The following is a 20,266-nucleotide window of genomic DNA, read 5'->3' on the forward strand; positions in this document are numbered from 1 at the left end:
GCCCCCTAGCGCGTGGCGATGATGCGCCCGCCAGCCCCCACAACGAACTTTCTGACATCGCGAAACCCCGGCGGGTTCAGCTCCGCGAGGGCCTGATAGGGCTGTTCGGGCAGCACCACCATGCGGTCCATGCGCGTGGTGCCGGTGTCTGCCCCCTTGCCGGCAAAGGGGTCGAGCGCGAAGATCTGCCGCTCTGCCGTGCTGAACCAGCCGTCCCTGACCTGCTCCACGCGTTCGGCGCGCAGATCCTCCACCGTCCAGACCAGCGCCCAATCCTGCCCTTCGGGCGCGCGCGCGGTGGCGAGCACATCGGAGATCGGCCCCGATTGCAGAGTGAAACTGTGCGAATACATCGGCCCCAGATGGATGCGCCGCAACCGCTTGGGGTGCAGGGTGGGGAAATCGGTATCAAAGCCCTGCGCGATGGTCAGCAGCTTCAGCCCCGCCACCGATTGCGCCATCAGATGGTGCTTGGCACGGGGCCAGCGGCCGTCATCGGAGGGCAGGGGGCGTTTTCCGCTGTCTTCCAGATCCAGCAGATAGACCACGGGCAGGTTGACCTGCGTGTCATAGACCGCCCAATGCACCAGATAGTGACGCCGGCCGTTGCGGTCCTCGATCCACTGCGCATCGGGGTCATTGCGGGCCAGAAACAGGCCGCCTTGCGCCAGAGCCTCGTGGTAAAGCCGCTGCGACAGCGCGAATTGCAGGTCGGTGGGCAGCGCCAGATCGCCCACGATGCGGCGGATCATGCGGTCCTTCAACTCGTCAACCGAGGCGCTGCCCGAAAGATGCTTTCCCGCCTGTGCGGCATCGACGGCCATCACCATCAGCTCTTGCGCGACCGGAAACCCGCTTTCGTGGCGGTCGAAGGTCAGGCGCTGTGCCACCTCTGACCGCCCCGTCATCAGGTATTTGCAGGACAGCGCACGAAAGGTGCTGGCCAAGGCGCTGATATAGCGCCCCAGCACCCGCGCCTCGGTGCGGGTCAGGCTGCCCTCGCGCTCCAACTCGCCCGCGACACGGGCCAGATGGCCGGAGATATTGTCGAACTTGGCGAAATAGCGCCGCGCGACCAGCGTGTCATAAAGCTCGGTATGGTCGTTCGTCAGCTGCGCCTTGACCTCGTTTGCCACTTATTCCCCATACGCGTTCTTGTCGTGTTTCTCGACAATCGCGGCAAAGCGGCGGTTGAACCGCTCATCCGCCTTGGCCTTCTGCTCGAGGATCTTTCGGGCAAAGACCATATGGCCCTCGTGCGCCTCCAGCATCCCGGCCATACGGTCATTGGTCGCCGAGCCGATTGCGGCCATCGCCGCCTGCGCCTCTTGGTCGGTTTTCACGCCGATCTCGTTGATGCGGTGCGCCACATCCTGCTGTTGCGCGGTTTTCAGACTGCTGGACAGCGCGTCATAGAGGACAACCCGCTGCTTGGTATCGGTCTGCAGCTTGTTGATCAGCACCATCTGGGTGGCCGCCTGATTCTGCAGGCTGTCCATCCATGTCTTGCCCTTTTCGATATAGCGCTCCAGCGTCTGGCTTTTGGCCAGCTGCACCTGTTCGTCCTGCACCAAGGCGTTGAAGCGGGTGTTGATCTCGGCCAATTGCGTTTCCAGCCGCGTGCGGGCGGCGGCGTCCTGCTCGACGCTGATCCGGTTTTCCAGATCGATGATCGTGGGGTCCAGTCCGGCAATCTCGGCGCGCAGCGCCTCCAGCGTCGCCACTGTCGCCTCGCGCTCTGCCAAGGTGGCAGAAAGGTTCGTCTCGACCCGCGCCTTCTGGCTGTTCAGAAGATCGAGCTGGCCTTGCAGCAATCTCACGATCACGTCGGATTTGGCGATCAGATCTTGCAACTTGTCGTCGATGCTGGCGGTGCGCATCCGCTCTTGCCGCATGGCCTCGGACTTTGCGCTGCTGAAAATCCCGATGAAACTTTCCATTCCGGTTTTCGAGCGCATCTCGTCGAAATCCTTGGAAAAGGCCGATGTCACATCGTCCAGTCCCATGATCAGCTCGGCAATGTTGGCGTTCATCACCTCGGCATGCTTGTGCACATCTTCCAGAGTGGCGTTTTCGATGTCGATGGCGGCCTCGCCCTGATCGAGGCTCTGCCGCGCGCTCTCGATCCGGCTTGTCACCGCGCTGATCTTGGCTTGGGCCTCGGCCACCTGCTTCTGGCTTTCGAGAATCTGCGCATTGAAATCAGCCATATTGTCCTCCGCTGGACTGTGACACACGCGTTGATATGGGTATGTAAATCCGAATTACATTGCTTGTCTCAAAGAAAATGCACGCGCCTCGGGCCTCCGGCGGGCCGCCATCCCCCGCACGCCCCGCAGGTGCAGTCTTGCCGCAGTCCCCTGCATGCGCCAAGCCCCAATATTGCAGGCGGCGCGGCATGGGCACGCTCGGCCAGAAAGGAAAAGGCCCGGACTGTGCCGGGCCTTCCAGACTGGCAGGGTGGCCGGATTACTCGGCCGCGTCCCTGAGCGTGAAATCATAGCCCGAAACGGATTTGGCCTCGAGAAACTCTTCCAGCCCCCAGATGCCGCCTTCGCGGGCGCGGCCCGATTGCTTGACCCCGCCAAAGAACGAGCCGGCGCCGCGCGACTTGCCATTCATCTCGACCATGCCGGATTTCAGCGCATGGCTCAGACGGTTGGCGCGCAGGGCATCGCCCGTCTGGACATAGTTGGTCAGACCATAGGGCGTGTCATTGGCGATCCGCACCGCCTCTTCCTCCGAGTCAAAGGGCAGGATGGCCAGAACCGGGCCAAAGATCTCTTCGCGCTCGATGGTCATGCCGGGCCGCACATCGGCAAAGACGGTCGGCTTGACATAAAAGCCGCGGTTGAACCCTTCGGGCAGGCCGGGGCCCCCCGCGACCAGTCGCGCGCCCTCATCGATGCCCTTCTGGATATAGCCCTGAATCTGATCCCATTGGCGCTTGTTGACCACGGGGCCGATATGCGGCCCTGCCTCATGCGCGGGGCCGACGCTGATGGCCTTGGCCACTTCGGCCGCGCGCGACACCGCCTGCTCGTAAACGCTGCGCTCCACCAGCAGGCGCGACGGGGCGTTGCACGACTGCCCCGTATTCTCCATCATCCGCCGCACCGACCGTTCCACCGCCTTGTCATCGGCATCGGCAAACAGCAGGTTCGCGCCCTTGCCGCCCAACTCCAGCGTCACCCGCTTCAGCGTTTCGGCGGCGGCCTTGGAAATCGCCTTGCCCGCCCGCGTCGATCCGGTGAAGGAGATCATCTCGACATCGGGATGGGTGGAAAGCTGGTTGCCCACACCCGCCCCGTCGCCATTCACAAGGTTGAACACCCCCGGCGGAATCCCCGCATCATGGCAGAATTCGGCAAACAGCATCGCATTCAGCGGGCTTTCCTCTGATGGCTTGAGCACACAGGTGCAGCCCGCCAGCATCGCCGGAATCGCCTTCAGGGCAATCTGGTTCACCGGCCAGTTCCACGGGGTGATGAGCCCGACCACCCCGATCGGTTCCATGATGACCGCCGAACGCGGCGCCTGCGGGCCAAGCGGGCGCACCCATTCGATCTGCTCGAATGCCTTGAGGAAGTTTTCGGTATGCCAGGGCAGGCAGGGCGCCTGTTCCTGCAGCGCGAAATCAATCGGCGCGCCCATTTCCATCGAGATCGCTTCGGCGAACTCCTGCAGGCGGGCGTTATACTGGTCAAGGATGGCCGCCACCAGACGCGCGCGCTCGGCGGGTGGCGTCGCCGCCCAGGCCGGAAACGCGGCCTTGGCCGCCGCGACGGCGGCATCGGTATCGGCCTGATCGCCCAGCGAGATCACGGCGCAAGGTTCTTCGTTGGACGGGTTGATCACCTGATGGTCGCTGGGGGTCTTCGGGGCGACCCATTCGCCGTTGATGTAGAAATCGCGCTTTGTCAGCATCGCTCTGCTCCCGTAAAAGAATTTGACCGCAGGGTGGACGCGCCCCGCCCCGTGCGCAAGCATCTTTGCGACCTGCCCTTCGGGAAGCCTGCCGTGTTTCGATCATTCCCGCGCTTGGGGCCGCGCAAGCGACGCATCCTGCGAACACGCAGCGCAACAGAACAAAGCAGGTGCCTGCCCGCGCTGTGCTGGGTGATTTTTCCCTTTTTCGCGCAAGAGACCGCGGGGGGATGAAATTCTGTTCCAAACCCACTAGCTTGGCGGCAACCAACATCAGGAGTTGTCCCATGTCGATCCGCATCAATGACATTGCCCCCGATTTCACCGCCGACTCGACCGCCGGAGAGATCCGTTTTCACGACTGGCTGGGCGACAGCTATGCCATCATCTTCAGCCATCCGCGCGACTTCACCCCCGTCTGCACCACGGAATTCGGCGCTGTGGCGCAGTTGGCGGGCGAATTTGCCAAGCGCAACACCAAGGTGATCGGCGTCTCGGTCGACTCGGTGGAAGACCACGGCAAATGGAAGCGCGACATCGAGGCGTTTGCAGGCGCGCCCGCCGACTTCCCGATCATCGACGATACCAGCCTGACGGTGGCCAAGGCCTATGACATGCTGCCCGCCGAATACTACCTGCCGACCGAAGGCCGCACGCCCGCCAACACCGCCACCGTGCGCACGGTCTATATCGTGGGGCCGGACAAGAAGGTGCGGCTGACGATGACCTACCCGATGTCGGTGGGCCGCAACTTCGCCGAAATCCTCCGCGCGCTCGATGCGGTGCAGGCCACCGATGGTGTTCCGGTCGCCACCCCCGCCAACTGGGTGCCGGGGCAGGATGTGATTGTCGCGCTGTCGCTGAACAACGAGCAGGCCAAGGAAAAGTTTGGCGAGCTTGACATCAAGCTGCCCTACCTGCGCTTTGCCAAACGCCCCGTGTGACGGTGTGACGTTCAGCGAAAGGCCCCGGAACCGTCCGGGGCCTTTTGCTAGGCCGGATAATCACGGCCCCAGACCTGCGCCGCCTCGCGCCGCAGGCTGGCAGCCTCGGCGGCAGACAGGCGGGCCAGGGCGGCCTTTGTGCAGCCCGTCTCGCGCAAGGCCCGCAGCCAGAGCTTGTGCAATGATGCAGGGCTCCACGGCAGCGCCGCCTGCGTCGCCCATGCCCGCAATGGCGGGGGCAGGCCGTCGTGCGCCGCCATTGCATTGCCTTTGCGCCAGCGCGCGCGGGGAGAGGTCAGGTTGCGCATCATGCCGCCTGCTGCCGACGCCACAGCGGGAAGGGATCGGCCATTCCGGCCCAAAGCGCGGGCGTATAATCCGCCGCGTCGATCAGGGCGGCATCAAGGCGCGCCGTCAGCGCGGCGCGGTCCATTCCTGCCCCGATGAACACGATCTCCTGGCGCCGGTCGCCCCACGGGTCTTGCCAATGCCGCGCCACCTCGGCCAAGGCGTCGGGATGCGTCGGCCACCGCTCGCGCGGGACCGAGGCCCACCAGCCGCCCAAGGGCGTCACCGATGACACCGCTCCGGCCAGCGAAAACTCGGCCACCCAGTTCGGGCGTGTCGCCAGCCAGAAATGCCCCTTGGCACGGATCACCCCCGGCAGATCGCCGTTCAGAACCGCATGGATGCGCGCAGGGTCAAACGGGCGGCGCGCACGGTAGACAAAGGAAGAAATCCCGTATTCCTCGGTTTCCGGTGTGTGATGGGCAAAGCCATACAGCTCCTTGGCCCAAAGCGGATGTTCCTGCGCGCGGTCAAAATCGAACAGCCCGGTGCCAAAGATCGCCCGCGGGTCCACGCGGGAATGATCCGCCTCGATCAGCCGCGCATCAGGGTTCAGCGCGCGGATGATCTTGCGCGCCGCATCCACCCGCGCAGGCCCGGCATCGCGGCATTTGTTCAAGATCACCACATTGGCAAATTCGATCTGGTCGGTCAGCAGGTTCACCAGCGTGCGCGTGTCGCCCTCCCCCGTCACCTCGCCGCGGTCGGCAAGGAAATCATGGCTGGAAAAATCGCGCAGCAGGTTGATGGCGTCGACCACCGTCACCATCGTATCCAACCGCGCCACATCCGACAGGCTGTCGCCCGCCTCGTCGCGGAAATCGAAGGTGGCGGCCACCGGCAGGGGTTCGGCAATGCCGGTGCTTTCGATCAGCAGATAGTCGAACCGCCCCTCGGCTGCCAGCCTGCGGACCTCGACCAGCAAATCATCCCGCAGGGTGCAGCAGATGCAGCCATTGGTCATTTCCACCAGTTTCTCCTCTGTCCGCGACAGGCCCGCCCCGTCACGGATCAGATCGGCGTCGATGTTCACCTCGCTCATGTCGTTCACGATCACGGCCACGCGCCGGCCGTCACGGTTGTTCAGCACATGGTTAAGCAGCGTCGTCTTTCCGGCCCCCAGAAAACCGGAAAGAACTGTCACGGGCAGACGGTCAGTCATGTCGACTCCATTTGTAATAATATAACATATCTATCTCTAGTGACGCGGCGTCTCAAGTCGAAATGCTTGAACGACGTTCACGGGCGCGGTATAGGTTTTGAACGGTGTTCATGGGAGTGTGACATGCACAGTTTAGCCGATACCAGACAGCTTACCCTTGACGGCATCATTACCGAGGAGCAGGCCCGCATCATCGAGGCCCGCGCGCGTGAGGCGATGGTGGCCCTCGGCATCAACAGTTTGCTCAGCGCGGGCATTCTTGCCGCCACGCTGGGCACCATCTTCTGGCTGGCAAGCGCGCCCGCGGTTGCCGTGTTCGGGTCGGTCCTGCTGGGGGCAGGGCTGCTGATCCTCGCACGGGCAGGGCAGCTTTACCGGATGTTCGGCAATGCCGCCGCGCTGATCGGGGCGGGCATGCTGATCGGCGGCGCGGGGATCGAGCTGCTGGACAAGTATTACGATCTTGCCCCCACCATCATGCTTCCGGCGGGGGCGCTGGTGGCCCTGATTGCAGGGCGGGCGCTGTTGCGCGGCGGGCTGACGACCCGCTTCGTGCAGGGCGCGATCCTGCTCATGGGTCTTGCGCTGCATCTGTCCGGTCTGGCCGTGCTGACCGAGCAATGGCAGGCCGGTGGCGCGGTGATGCCGCTAGTCTATGCCTACACGGCAATCTTGCTGGCGCTCGCAGGCTGGGCCACCGATGTGCGGCTGGTCACGGCGCTTGCCATCGTGCCTTTCGCGCAGATGCTTTCGACCAGCACCAGCTATTTCCACGCGGCCTATGTGTTCATGTCGCCCGAACCCACGCTCAGCATCCTGCAAATGTCGGCGCTGGTGGTGGCGATGGTCTGGCTGGGCAACCGGTTGCCCGAACGCAGCGCGCGGCACAGCCGCATCCTTGCCACCCTCGGCTTTGTCGTCGCCAACCTCTGCGCCCTTGTCGGGTCACTCTGGGGCGATGTGGTGGGCCAGACGATCTGGGGGCCGGGCTACGACTGGACCACCGACATGAGCTATGAGGAATATGACGCCGCGCGTCAGGCGTTCGAAGCCAATGCCTTCGTGATTTCGGCCAACGCCTATTCGATCCTCTGGGCCATCGCGCTGATCGCGGTCATCGCATGGGCCGCGCAGACCAACCGCCGCGCGCTGTTCAACGCGGGCGTCACCTTTGCCGCCATCCATGCCTATACCCAGATGTTCGAAAGCTTCGCCGACGAGCCGCTGGCCTATGTCATCGGCGGATTTGCCGCGATCCCGCTCGCATGGGGGATGTGGCGGTTGAACGCATGGCTTGCCAGCCGCAGCGCCTGAACCTGCACCGGCCCCGCAAGGGGCCGGCGCGCGCCGTCAAGAAATGGCAACCTTCGGATACAGCGTCACATTCGCGCCAATCGGCACCATGTCGTAAAGCTGGGTGATATGCTCGTTGACCAGCCGCACACAGCCGTTGGACACCGCCGAGCCAATTGTCCAAGGCTCGGGCGTGCCGTGGATGCGCAGGAAGGTGTCGCCCCGCCGTTCGTCAAACAGATACAGCGCCCGCGCACCCAGCGGGTTGCCGGGGCCACCCGGCATCCCGTCGGCCCATTTCGCATAGGCATCGGGATTGCGCTCGATCATGCTCTTGGTCGGGGTCCAGCTTGGCCATTCCTTCTTGGCCCCCACGGTGAACTGCCCCGCCTCATAGAGATCACCGCGCCCGACCCCCACGATGAAGCGCAGCGCGCGGCGTGGCTCCAGCAGCCAGTAGAGCGAGAAGGTATTCGGATCGACCAGAAGCGAGCCGGGTTCGAACGTATCGCGCAGGCGCACGATCACCGGCTCATGTTCCGGCGGCACCACATAGGTGTTCAGGCTCCGCTTGGTCTGGCCAAGCGCGGGACTGGCCAGAACCGCAGCCGACGAGGACAGGAAAAGGCGACGCGTCAGGTCAATCGGCATAAAGATCATTCCTCGCAAGTGTTTGCCTACGTTTGCCACAGATATGATTCAAAGGAACCCGCAGCGGACCAAATCACGCGCATGTGTTGCCCCGTGTCTCTGCCTCATGTCCGTGCGGCACCCTGCACCCGAAAGAAAAAGCCCCGGCGCGGGGGCCGGGGCTTTTCCGTGTTCTCGGGGCGTGTCAGAGCGCTCAGGCTTCCGACGCTTCCTCTTTCTTCTCGACGATTTCCTCGCCGGTTTCCTGATCGACCATCTTCATGCCAAGGCGCACCTTGCCACGGTCGTCAAAGCCCAGCAGCTTGACCTTGACCTCCTGGCCTTCCTTCAGGATCTCGTTCGGGTGGTTCAAGCGCTTGTTGGCGATCTGAGACACGTGCACCAGACCGTCGCGCTTGCCGAAGAAGTTCACGAAAGCCCCGAAATCGACCAGCTTCACCACCTTGCCGGTGTAGATGCGGCCTTCTTCCGGCTCGGCCACGATCGAATAGATCATGTCATAGGCGCGCTTGATGGCGGCAGCATCGCTCGATGCGATCTTGATGATCCCGTCGTCGTTGATGTCGACCTTGGCACCCGAGGTTTCCACGATCTCGCGGATCACCTTGCCGCCCGACCCGATCACTTCACGGATCTTGTCGGTCGGGATCTGCATGGTCTCGATCTTGGGCGCATACTGGCTGAACGCCTGTGCGCTGGTCAGCGCCTTGGCCATCTCGTCCAGAATGTGCAGCCGGCCATCCTTCGCCTGCGCAAGCGCCTGCTCCATGATCTCCGGGGTGATCCCGGCAATCTTGATGTCCATCTGCAGGCTGGTGATGCCGTTCGCGGTGCCAGCCACCTTGAAGTCCATGTCGCCGAGGTGATCCTCGTCGCCAAGGATGTCGGTCAGCACGGCATAGCGGCCATCATCCTCAAGGATCAGACCCATCGCCACACCGGCCACCGGCGCCTTCAGCGGAACGCCCGCATCCATCATCGACAGCGAACCGCCGCAGACCGATGCCATCGAGGACGACCCGTTGGATTCGGTGATCTCGGACACCACGCGGATGGTATAGGGGAAATCGGTCGGCGCAGGCAGCACGGCCTGCAGCGCACGCCATGCCAGCTTGCCGTGGCCGATCTCGCGGCGTCCGGGCGGGCCGAAACGGCCGACTTCACCAACCGAGTAGGGCGGGAAGTTGTAGTGCAGCAGGAAGTTCGAGCGGCTGTTGCCGTGCAGCGCGTCGATGATCTGCTCATCTTCGCCGGTGCCAAGCGTGGTCACGACCAGGCCTTGCGTCTCGCCGCGGGTGAACAGGGCCGAGCCGTGGGTGCGCGGCAGGATGCCGGTTTCCGACACGATCGGGCGCACGGTCTTGGTGTCGCGCCCGTCAATGCGCGCGCCGCCGTTGATGATGTCGCCGCGCAGGATCGAGGATTCCAGCTTCTTGATCGACGCGCCGAGGTTGACGTCGGCCAAGTCTTCCTCGCCCAGCGAGTCCTTGATCGCCTGCACCGCCGCTTCGATGGCGTTGCTGCGCTCCTGCTTGTCCTTGATCGCAAAGGCGGCGCGCATCTGCGCTTCGCCAGCCGCTTTGACCTTGGCATAAAGCTCGGAATAATCGGCGGGCTGGAAGTCGAAGGGCTCTTTGGCGGCTTCTTCGGCGAAGTCGATGATCAGGTCGATCACCGGCTGCATCGCGTCATGGCCGAACTTCACAGCGCCCAGCATCTCGGCTTCGGTCAGTTCATAGGCTTCGGATTCCACCATCATCACGGCGTTCTTGGTGCCCGCGATCACCAGATCAAGACGCTGGTCCGGGTTGGCACGCAGGTTCTGCATGTCCTCGACATCGGGGTTCAGAACGTATTCGCCGTTGACAAAGCCGACACGCGCAGCGCCGATCGGGCCCATGAACGGCACGCCGGAAACGGTCAGCGCGGCCGAGGCAGCGATCATGGCAAGGATATCGGGCTCGTTCACCAGATCGTGGCTCAGCACGGTCACGATGACCAGAACCTCGTGGTTGAAGCCTTCGACGAACAGCGGGCGGATCGGACGGTCGATCAGACGCGAGGTCAGCGTTTCCTTTTCGCTCGGACGGGCTTCGCGTTTGAAAAAGCCGCCCGGGATCTTGCCGGCGGCGTAGTAGCGTTCCTGGTAGTGCACGGTCAGCGGGAAGAAGTCTTGCCCCGGCTTTGCCTTCTTGGCAAAGGTCACGTTGGCCATCACAGAGGTGTCGCCCATGGTGGCGATCACCGAGCCGTCGGCCTGACGGGCAACCTTGCCGGATTCCAGTGTCAGGGTTTCTTTGCCCCACTGGATGGATTTACGAGTCACGTTGAACATCTATCGTTCCCTATATGGAAGCACCCACGGCCCCTGCCGCGGCTTCCCTTTGCATGGCGGCCCCATTGCCGCCGCCCCCCAATCCTTTGCATGCGGCCGGGGGCGGGCCTCACGTCACAGATGGCGGGGCCATACAGGAAAATGGCGGCTTTGGGAAGCGGCCTGTTTGTGGCCGGCCTCCGGGCAGGCTCCGGTCCCTGCTCCGGCCTCGGCTCGCAAGCGGTCACCGGGCAGGGGCGGGCGGACAGGGCGGCGCGCCACCTTCCCCCGCCCTTTGTGTGCCGCATTCCGGGCGTGGTGCTGCCCTCATGTCATGCCAAGACAGCCATGCCGTTCCATGCTATCGCCTGACCAGACGCACCACCCCAAGACGGATGCCCGCCCCGACCCCATGCCCGTAGGAAACGCGCTCGCCTTTTTCATGCTGGCCATATGGCCGGTGGTTTCGTGGATATTCTTCACGAAAATGCCTCCGGCACGCGCGCTGATCTGGACCATCCTCGGGGCCTATATGCTCTTGCCTCCGGTGGTGGCGATCGATCTGCCGCTGGTGCCGGATATCGACAAATACGCGGCGGGCAGCCTCGCGGCGCTGGTGGCGGTGCTGTTCCTGCTGCGCAAGCGGTTCGGGCTGTGGCCCGACGCGATGCTGGGGCGCGGGCTGATCCTGCTTTACCTCATCAGCCCCTTTGCCACGGTGATGACCAACACGGACCCGATCTGGTTTCCCGAACGCACGCTGCCCGCCTTGCGCCTCTATGACAGTCTGGCCGTCGTCGGCACGCAGTTCATCGCGCTGATCCCCTTCTTTCTGGGCCGCCGCTTTCTGGGCAGCGAACAGGCCATGCGGGCGCTGGTCGTCGCACTGGTGGTGGCGGGGCTGATCTACTCGCTGCCCATGCTGCTCGAGGCGCGCATCTCGCCCCAGTTGAACCTCTGGGTCTACGGCTTCTTCCAGCATGATTTCAGCCAAGCCATCCGCTTTGGCGGATTCCGCCCTTTCGTGTTCATGCCGCACGGGCTGTGGGTCGCCTTCTTTGCCCTGATGTGCTTCATCGCGGCGGTCACGCTGTTCCGCATCGGTCCTGCCGCGGCGCGCCCGCGCTATCTGGTACTGGCGCTCTATCTTCTGGTTGTGCTGCTCTATTGCCGCAGCGCGGGGCCGCTCATCTATGCGCTGCTGCTGGTGCCGATGGTCACGCTGCTTTCGCGGCGGATGCAGGTGCTGCTGGCGGGGCTCATGGTGCTGGTGGTCATCACCTATCCGCTGCTGCGCGGCCTGCATCTGGTGCCGGTCGATGACATCCTGAACCTCGCGCTCGGCCTCAACCCCGAACGCGGGGCCTCGCTGCAATTCCGTATCCTGAACGAAGAACTGCTGCTCGACCGCGCGGCAGAGCGGCCCTGGTTCGGCTGGGGGCTCTACGGGCGGGGGCTGATGCACGACCCGATCACGGGCCAGATCAACGTGATCGCCGATGGCGGCTGGATCATCACGCTCGGCACCTTCGGCTGGGCCGGTTACATCGCCGAATTCGGGCTGCTGGCGCTGCCGATCCTGTTGCTCGCCCGCGAGGCGCTGCGCCAACCCGGATCGGCGCTTTCCCCCTTCGCCTGCGCCGTGGCACTGATCCTTGCGGTCAATCTGGTGGATCTTCTGCCCAATGACACGCAGATTCCCTTCACATGGCTGATGGCAGGGGCGGTGCTGGGCTATGCCGAGGCGTTGCGCGCCCGCTGGAAGTCCGGTCATCTGCCTGCCGCGGCACAGTTGCAACCAGGGCGGACCGTGCTGTGACGCGCCGCCTGCGCGTCCTTCTGCTGGCCGAGGCGGCAAACCCCGAATGGGTGTCGGTGCCGCTGGTGGGCTGGTCGCTGGCCCGTGCGCTGGCCGAGGTGGCCGATGTGCATGTGGTGACGCAGGTGCGCAACCGCGACGCCTTCCTGCGCGCGGGGCTGGTCGAGGGGCGCGACTTTACCGCCATCGATTCCGAGGCGCTGGCAGGGCCCCTTTGGAAGCTGGGCACCTTCCTGTCGGGCGGGCGCGGCGGCTGGACGATCCAGCAGGCGGTGGCAACGATCAGCTATCCCTATTTCGAACATCTGGTCTGGAAGCGGTTCGGTCCGGACATCCGCGCCGGGCGCTATGATGTGGTGCACCGCATCACCCCGCTGTCTCCTGTGCAGCAAAGCCCGATTGCGGCGAAGTGCCGTGCCGCAGGGGTGCCATTCGTGCTGGGGCCGATCAACGGCGGCGTGCCTTGGCCCAAAGGCTTCGAGGCCGAGATGAAGCGCGAGCGCGAATGGCTGTCAAAGGTGCGGGGCCTCTACCGCGCGCTGCCGGGGCGGCGGTCCACCTTGCGCGCCGATGCCATACTGGCCGGATCGCGCCAGACCCTGCGCGACATTCCCGCGCGCCACCATGACAGGGTGATCTACCTGCCCGAGAATGCGATTGACCCCGCGCGGTTCAATGCGCGGGCGCTGCATGGCGGGCCGGGGCCGATGCGCGCCTGTTTCATCGGGCGTCTGGTGCCGCTCAAGGGGGTCGACATGCTGATCGCCGCTGCCGCCCCCCTCTTGCGCGACGGCAGGCTGGTGCTCGAGATCATCGGCGATGGTGACATGATGGCCCCCTTGCGCGCGCAGGCGGCAGAGTTCGGAGGCGGGGTGATCTTCCACGGCTGGAAGGCGCATGCCGAGGTGCAGGACATTGCCGCCCGCTGCCAGCTTCTGGCCTTTCCTTCCATCCGCGAATTCGGCGGCGGTGTGGTGCTCGAGGCGATGGCGCTGGGCCTTGCGCCGGTTGTCGTCGACTACGCCGGCCCCGCCGAACTGGTCACCGATGCGACCGGCTGGAAGGTGCCGATCACGGGGCGCGCGGGCGTGATCGCGGGGCTGGCCGCGCGTCTGGCGTGGTGCGTCGATCACCCCGCCGAGGTTGCTGCCAAGGGCGAGGCTGCCCGCGCGCGGGTGCAGGCGCTGTTCACATGGGAACGCAAGGCCGAACAGGTCCTCGGCATCTATCACTGGATTGTGACCCCGGACCGCCCGAAACCGGACCCCTTCGGGCAGGAATAAGTCAGCCCCGGTTCCTTATTTTAGCCAAGTTTGCTACATACCAAACGGGTCTTGATTGTCTGCCGAGTGTTTTTCCTGATGCCCGATTCCCTGATCCCGCCCGATCTTTCAGACACCGACATCGCGATTGTCGGCATGGCGGCGCATCTTCCGGGCGCGGACGATATTTCGACCTATTGGCAGAATCTGCGCGGCGGGATCGAGTCGATCAAGGTGCTCGACGAAGCCACCCTGCTGGCAGCAGGGGAATCGCCCGCACGTCTGGCGCGCCCCAATTACGTGCCCGCCGCCGCGCTGCTTGACGGGTTCGAACAGTTCGACGCCGAGTTTTTCGGCTTTTCCCCCAAAGAAGCCGCCATCCTCGACCCCCAGCACCGCCAGTTCCTCGAAGTGGCATGGGAGGCACTTGAGAACGCGGGCCACCCGCCAGAGCGGTTTTCCGGCCCCATCGGGGTCTGGGCGGGCTGCGGCATGGGGTCGTATTTCTACTTCAACCTCTGCTCGCACCGCGATCTGGTCGATCAGACCGGCATGTTCCTTCTGCGCCATACCGGCAATGACAAGGATTTTCTGGCCACCCGCGTCAGCCATATCCTCGACCTCAAGGGGCCGAGCATCAATGTGCAGACCGCCTGTTCCACCAGCCTCGTGGCGGTGCATTACGCGGCGCAGGCGCTGCTCAATGGCGAATGTGACATGGCTCTTGCGGGGGGCGTCACCATCGAACTGCCCCATGCGCGCGGCTATCTCTATACCGAAGGCGAAATCCTGTCGCCCGATGGCCATTGCCACGCCTTCGACCACCGCGCGCAAGGCACCGTCTTCGGCTCGGGCGCGGGCTGCGTCGTGCTGCGCCGCGCAGCGGATGCGGTGCGCGATGGCGACCACATCTGGGCCATCATCAAGGGTTCTGCGGTGAACAATGACGGCGCGGCCAAGGCGGGCTATCTCGCCCCCTCGGTCGACGGTCAGGCCCGCTGCATCGCCGAGGCGCAGGCGGTGGCGGGGGTCAGCGCCGACACCGTCACCTACGTCGAATGTCACGGCACCGGCACCTATCTGGGCGACCCGATCGAGGTGGCGGCCCTTACCGCCGCCTTCCGCGAAACCACCGATGCCGTGGGCCATTGCCGCATCGGCAGCGTCAAGACCAACATCGGCCATCTCGACACCGCCGCAGGGGTGGCCAGCCTCATCAAGGTGGCGCTGGCGCTGCACCACCGCGAACTGCCGCCCAGCCTCGGCTACGAAGCGCCCAATCCGGCCATCGACTTCGAAACCTCGCCCTTCCGCGTGAATGACCGCCTGTCGCCTTGGTCCGCGCCCCTGCGCCGCGCCGGGGTCAACAGCCTTGGCGTCGGCGGCACCAATGCCCATGCCGTGCTGGAGGAGGCCCCGCCGCGCCCCGCTTCCGCGCAAAGCGACTGGCCCTTCCAGCCGCTGGTGCTGTCGGCGCGCAGCAAATCCGCGCTCGATGCCGCCAGCACCCGCCTTGCGCAGCATCTGCGCGCCAACCCCGATCAGCCGCTCGCCGATGTCGCCTTTACGCTGAAGGAAGGCCGCCGCGCCTTTGACAAGCGCCGCGTGCTGGTGGCCGAAACCCATGCGCAAGCCGCCGAGATACTGGAAAGCGGCGATCCGCGCCGGATCTTCACCCATGACCATCTGGGCGACGACCCCGAGGTGGTGTTCATGTTCCCCGGCGGCGGCGCGCAATATGCGGGCATGGCGCGCGACCTGTATGAGACGGAACCCGTCTTCGCCGACTGGATGGATCGCGGCCTTGCGGTGCTGGAGCCGAAGCTCGACTATGACATCCGCGCGCTCTGGCTGCCCGCGCCGGGGGCCGAGGCGGCGGCGACCGAGGCGCTCAAGCGCCCCTCGGTGCAACTGCCGCTCATCATGATCACCGAATACGCGCTGGCCAAACTCTTCGAGTCATGGGGCGTGACCCCGACGGCGCTGGTCGGCCATTCGATGGGCGAAAACACCGCCGCCGCCCTCGCGGGCGTGATGTCCTTCGAAGATTGCATCGGCCTCGTCCACCTGCGCGGCACGCTGTTTGATACGATCGCGCCCGGCGGCATGCTCTCGGTGCCGCTGTCGGAGGAAAACCTTCGCAAGACCCTGTCCCGCCTCGGCTATTCTCTGCCAGAGACCGCCAGTGCTGCGCCCCTGGTTCCCGAACCACTGGCGACGGGGCAGGCCCGCCGTCCGACGGCGCAACTGGACATCGCCTCGGTCAATGCGCCCGACCTCTGCGTCCTCTCCGGCCCCGATGCCACCCTCGCCACCCTTGCCGCCTCCCTCGCCGCCGAGGGGATCGAGACCCAGCGCATCGCCATCGACATCGCCGCCCATTCCGCCATGCTGGAGCCGATCCTCCGGCGCTTCGGCGACTACCTGCGCTCTATCGCGCTCAATGCGCCCGATGTCCCGATCATCTCCAACCGCACCGGCGCGGAACTCACGGCGGCGCAGGCGACCGACCCCGAATACTGGGTCCAGCACCTGCGCAACACCGTGCATTTCCGCGCCTGCATGGCCACGCTGACCGCCACTCCGGGGCGGGTCTATGTGGAAATGGGGCCGGGGCGGGCGCTGTCCTCGCTCGCGCAGGCAAACGGGGTTGCGTCGGGTCAGGTGATTCCGGCCCTGCGCCACCCCGACCAGCGCATGGCGGATGACGCATGGCACATGGTCACCCTCGCGCGGCTCTGGGCCTGCGGGGTGGCGATCGACTGGGACCAGATCTGGGGCGACGCCCCGCGCCAGCGGGTGCCGCTTCCGGGCTATGCTTTCCAGCGCAAACCCTATTTCATCGCCCCCGCCCTTGGTCAGACGCCCGAGGAACAGCCGCTGCCTGCCCGTATCGACGATCTGTCGGCATGGGGCTGGCGGCCCCAGTGGCGGCCCGTGGCGGCGGGTTTCGATGTCGATGACCTGCCCGACGCCCCGCCGGAAACATGGCTGGTGTTCCTCGATGACACCGGCCTTTGCGCATCGGTGGCCGACCGTCTGGCGCAGGCGGGGCACCGCGTGGTGCGGGTCCGCGCAGGCGATGCCTTTGCCCGCGACGCGCAGGGCGACTACCGCCTGTCGCCCGAACGCGGGCGCGAAGGCTATGACGCGCTGATCCGCGATCTGGTGGCGCGCGGTCTGGCCCCGTCGCGCATCCTGCATGGCTGGCTTGTGACCGCGCGCGAAACCTTCCGTCCCGGCTCCAGCTTCCTGCACCGCAACATCGAGCAGGGCTTCTACGCGCTGATGTTCCTCGGTCAGGCACTGGCCGAGGAAAACCTGCCGCGCCCGATCCGGCTGACCGTGCTCACCACTGGCGCGGCGCGGGTGCGGGACGAGGTGCTGGCCTATCCCGAAAAGGCGATGGTCCTCGGTCCCGCCCGCGTGATCCCGCGCGAGGTGCCGGGGGTGCAGGTCGGCCTGCTCGATCTGGGGCCGGATGCCCCGGCGGAAGTGGTGCTCGAAGAGGTGCTGTCCGACACGCCCGCCATCGCCGCATGGCGCAAGGGGCGGCGCTATCAGGCGGGGGTAAAGCCGGTGGCCCTGCCCGAAAGCGGGCTGACGCTTCCCACGGGCGCGCATGTGCTGATCACCGGCGGCTTTGGTGGCATTGGCCTGACCGTGGCCGAAGATATGATCCGCCGCTTCGGTGTCAGGATCACGCTGATCGCGCGCAGACCCCTGCCGGAACGCGGGCTCTGGCCCGCGGTTCTGGCCAAGGCCGCGCCGGGCGATCCGCTGGCGCGGCGCATCCTTGCCCTGCAACGGCTGGAGGCCTTGGGCGGCGCGGTGCTGGTCGCCCGCGCCGATGTGGCCAATGTCGATGAGATGCAGGCCGCCCGCACGGCAGGCGAAACCTGCTTTGGGCCCGTTCATGCGGTGATCCATGCGGCGGGTGTGGTCGATGACGGCCCGCTGCTGGTGAAAACCCCGGCCGAGGTCGAAGAGGTCTTCGCCCCCAAACTCCACGGCACGCAGGTGCTCGAACGTCTGTTCCCCGACGGGTCCATCGCGCTTCTGGTGCTGTTCTCCTCCACCTCCACGGTGACGGGGCCGGCGGGGCAGATCGACTATGTGGCGGCCAACGAATACCTCAACGCCTATGCCAAGCACCGCGCGGGCGGCAAGACCCGCGTGGTGGCGCTCAACTGGGGCATCTGGCAGGGCGTCGGGATGGCGGCCGAGGCGCTGGCCGACCGTGCGGGGCGGGTGGAATCCCCGCGCGTGCCGCTTGCAGCGCCAATGCTGGACGAATCCGGCTTTGACCGCGACGGCAACCGTGTGTTCCATGCGCGCTACGGGCTTGACCGCTGGGTGCTGGACGGGCACCGCACCAAGGATGGCACCGCGCTGATCCCCGGCACCGGCTATCTGGAGGTGATGGCCGAGGCTTGGGCCGCCCAGGGCGAAGGCGATGCTTTCGAGATCCGCGATCTGACCTTCTTCCGCGCGCTGGATGTGGGCGATGAACCGCGCCCCGTGCGCGCGCGCCTTCAGCGCAGCGACGAAGGCTACGGGTTCGAATTGCACTCGGGCCTGATGGTCAAGGGCCGCACCGGCTGGCTCCTGCATGCGTCGGCGCGGCTGATGCCCTTGGCAGGGACCGCGCCCCGGCTTGATGTGGCGGCCCTTTCCTCGCGCCTGCCCGCGCCCGAGGTGGGCGCGGGGCTGGTCAGCCCGCAAGAGGCGCATCTCGATTTCGGTCCGCGCTGGCGGGTGCTGACCTCGCGCAGTCTGGGGCAGGGCGAGGGCTTGGCCCATCTGGCCTTGCCCGACGCCTTTGCCGCCGAACCCGATCAGGGCTGGCGCATCCACCCCGCGCTGATGGACCTTGCGACGGGCTGGGCCATGGGGCTGATCGACGGCTACACGCCCGACGCGCTCTGGGTGCCGGTTTCTTATGCGCGGGTGCGCGTCTATCGCCCGCTGCCCGCCCGCATCGTCAGCCACATGCGCAACGCCGCCGCCAATACGGCGGCGCGCGGCAGCGCCAGCTTTGACGTGACGCTCGCCACGCCCGATGGCGAGGTCTGCATCGAGGTCGAAGGCTTCACCATGCACCGGCTGGACGGCGGCCTGCGCCTGACGCCCCCCGATCCGCGCGGCCTCGAGGTGGATGCCGTGCAGACCCGCGCAAGCTCGCCCGCCGAGGAACGCCTGCTGCATGCCTTCTCGCAAGGCATCCGCCCCGAGGAGGGGGCCGAGGCCTTTGGCCGCGCGGTGGCGCTGGGGCAAAGCCAGATCATCGTCTCCTCGCTCGACCTGCCCGCGCTGATCCGCGCGGCGGCGGTGGCGGAGGAGACACGCAGCGAAGGCACCAGTTTCGAGCGCCCCGATCTGGACAGCGCCTATGTAGAGCCACGCAATGACATCGAGCGCACTCTTGTGGGGTTCTGGCAGGACCTCTTGGGCGTCGCCCGCGTCGGGGTCGAGGACAGCTTCTTCGACCTTGGCGGCCACAGCCTGATTGCGGTGCGCCTGTTTGCGATGGTCAAAAAGGCCTACCGCGTCGACTTCCCGATCTCGGTCCTGTTCGAGGCCCCCACCATCGCCGCCTGCGCGCGTCTGATCGAAGACCAGATCGGCCCGCAGGACAGCGGGGAAGGGGCAGGGCCCGACGGTGCGGCAGAGCCGCGCGCGCCGCAGCGCCGCTTCACCCATATCGTGCCGATGCACAAGGGCGAGGGGCGCGGCGATGGCGGTGCCAAGACGCCGTTCTTCCTTGTGGCGGGCATGTTCGGCAATGTGCTCAACCTGCGCCATCTGGCACAACTTCTGGGCGGCGACCGGCCCTTCTACGGGTTGCAGGCGCGCGGTCTTTATGGCGACGCGCAGCCGCATGCCGATTTCGTCACCGCCGCCCGCGACTACATCGCGGAAATGCGGCAGGTGCAGCCCGTTGGCCCCTATCTCTTGGGTGGCTTCTCGGGCGGCGGTCTGATCGCATGGGAAATCGCCCGCCAGCTCGAGGCAGAGGGAGAAGCGGTGCCGCTGGTCGTGCTGCTCGACACGCCGGTGCCGATGCGGCCCCAGCTGTCCAAGCTGGACAAGCTGATGATCCGCGCCGCCGAACTGCGCGCCGAAGGGCCGGCTTTCTTCGCCCGCTGGTGGCGCGAGAAACAGGCATGGAAACGCGCGCAAGGCGCGCAGACCACCGACGAGGGCGCCTTCCACAACGCCGCGATCGAGGCCGCCTTCCGCGCCGCCCTGCCGCTCTACCAGATGGCCCCGCGTCAGGGGGCCACCGTGCTGTTCCGCCCCGCGCTCGACAGGCGCTGGCAGGTGACCGGCGGGCGCTGGGTCAGCACCGCACGCGAATTCGTGTTCCCCGACAATGACCTGGGCCAATTCGCCCCGGCGCTGGACGTGATCGAGGTGCCGGGCGACCATGACAGCATGGTGCTGGAGCCGAATGTGCGGGTGCTGTCCGCCCGCCTGCGCGCGGTGATCGAAGCGGCAGAAGGCACCGCGCCGGTGGCGTGGCTGGCCGCAGCGGCGGAATAG

General features: G+C 65.8%; 12 protein-coding genes. 5 read left to right on the plus strand and 7 right to left on the minus strand.

The window, feature by feature from the left end; genetic code table 11:
* Window positions 1-5 precede the first annotated feature (5 nt).
* The 3 genes from G3572_RS11345 to G3572_RS11355 all read right to left on the minus strand — a co-directional run bounded on the left by G3572_RS11345 (window position 6) and on the right by G3572_RS11355 (window position 3,927).
* Window positions 6-1,136, minus strand: coding sequence for a hypothetical protein (locus G3572_RS11345; RefSeq protein WP_354004021.1), 1,131 nt, complete (start codon window positions 1,134-1,136; stop codon window positions 6-8).
* Window positions 1,137-2,210, minus strand: a complete 1,074-nt coding sequence (locus tag G3572_RS11350) for a coiled-coil domain-containing protein (protein WP_164611865.1) — start codon at window positions 2,208-2,210, stop codon at window positions 1,137-1,139.
* 259 nt (window positions 2,211-2,469) lie between these two features.
* The gene (locus tag G3572_RS11355) at window positions 2,470-3,927 is read right to left on the minus strand and encodes an aldehyde dehydrogenase family protein (protein ID WP_164611868.1); all 1,458 of its coding nucleotides are present in this window, start codon (window positions 3,925-3,927) and stop codon (window positions 2,470-2,472) included.
* Window positions 3,928-4,214: 287 nt separating this feature from the next.
* Between G3572_RS11355 and G3572_RS11360 the strand changes: the two genes are divergently transcribed.
* A complete protein-coding gene (locus tag G3572_RS11360; protein WP_164611870.1) occupies window positions 4,215-4,871 on the plus strand; it encodes a peroxiredoxin in 657 nt (218 codons plus the stop codon).
* A gap of 47 nt (window positions 4,872-4,918) precedes the next feature.
* Here G3572_RS11360 and G3572_RS11365 read toward each other — a convergent pair whose 3' ends face one another.
* Window positions 4,919-5,182 (minus strand): DUF6525 family protein, encoded by a 264-nt coding sequence (locus G3572_RS11365; RefSeq protein ID WP_164611871.1) that lies wholly within the window; start codon window positions 5,180-5,182, stop codon window positions 4,919-4,921.
* Window positions 5,179-6,381, minus strand: coding sequence for a GTP-binding protein (locus G3572_RS11370; RefSeq protein WP_164611873.1), 1,203 nt, complete (start codon window positions 6,379-6,381; stop codon window positions 5,179-5,181). The genes G3572_RS11365 and G3572_RS11370 overlap by 4 nt, the downstream gene beginning before the upstream one ends.
* Before the next feature lie 123 nt (window positions 6,382-6,504).
* Between G3572_RS11370 and G3572_RS11375 the strand changes: the two genes are divergently transcribed.
* On the plus strand, window positions 6,505-7,695 hold the full coding sequence (locus G3572_RS11375; protein WP_164611875.1) for a hypothetical protein: 1,191 nt from the start codon (window positions 6,505-6,507) through the stop codon (window positions 7,693-7,695).
* A 36-nt stretch (window positions 7,696-7,731) separates the two neighbouring features.
* On the opposite strand, the gene G3572_RS11380 is transcribed toward G3572_RS11375, so the two are convergent.
* Both G3572_RS11380 and pnp read right to left on the minus strand, forming a co-directional pair.
* On the minus strand, window positions 7,732-8,325 hold the full coding sequence (locus G3572_RS11380; protein ID WP_164611877.1) for a L,D-transpeptidase: 594 nt from the start codon (window positions 8,323-8,325) through the stop codon (window positions 7,732-7,734).
* A gap of 193 nt (window positions 8,326-8,518) precedes the next feature.
* Entirely contained in the window at window positions 8,519-10,660 is a 2,142-nt protein-coding gene (gene pnp / locus G3572_RS11385) for a polyribonucleotide nucleotidyltransferase (protein WP_164611879.1), read from the minus strand.
* A 337-nt stretch (window positions 10,661-10,997) separates the two neighbouring features.
* Between pnp and G3572_RS11390 the strand changes: the two genes are divergently transcribed.
* From G3572_RS11390 to G3572_RS11400, 3 genes are all read left to right on the plus strand, one after another.
* The gene (locus G3572_RS11390) at window positions 10,998-12,458 is read left to right on the plus strand and encodes a hypothetical protein (protein ID WP_205518693.1); all 1,461 of its coding nucleotides are present in this window, start codon (window positions 10,998-11,000) and stop codon (window positions 12,456-12,458) included.
* Window positions 12,455-13,741: a glycosyltransferase family 4 protein gene (locus tag G3572_RS11395; protein WP_354004022.1), complete on the plus strand. Its 1,287-nt coding sequence runs from the start codon at window positions 12,455-12,457 to the stop codon at window positions 13,739-13,741. Before G3572_RS11390 ends, G3572_RS11395 begins: the two co-directional genes overlap by 4 nt.
* Window positions 13,742-13,819: 78 nt before the next feature.
* Complete coding sequence (locus G3572_RS11400) at window positions 13,820-20,266, plus strand: type I polyketide synthase (protein ID WP_164611883.1); 6,447 nt, start codon at window positions 13,820-13,822, stop codon at window positions 20,264-20,266.

This window comes from Pseudotabrizicola algicola (genome assembly GCF_010915705.1).
GTDB classification, from domain to species: domain Bacteria; phylum Pseudomonadota; class Alphaproteobacteria; order Rhodobacterales; family Rhodobacteraceae; genus Pseudotabrizicola; species Pseudotabrizicola algicola.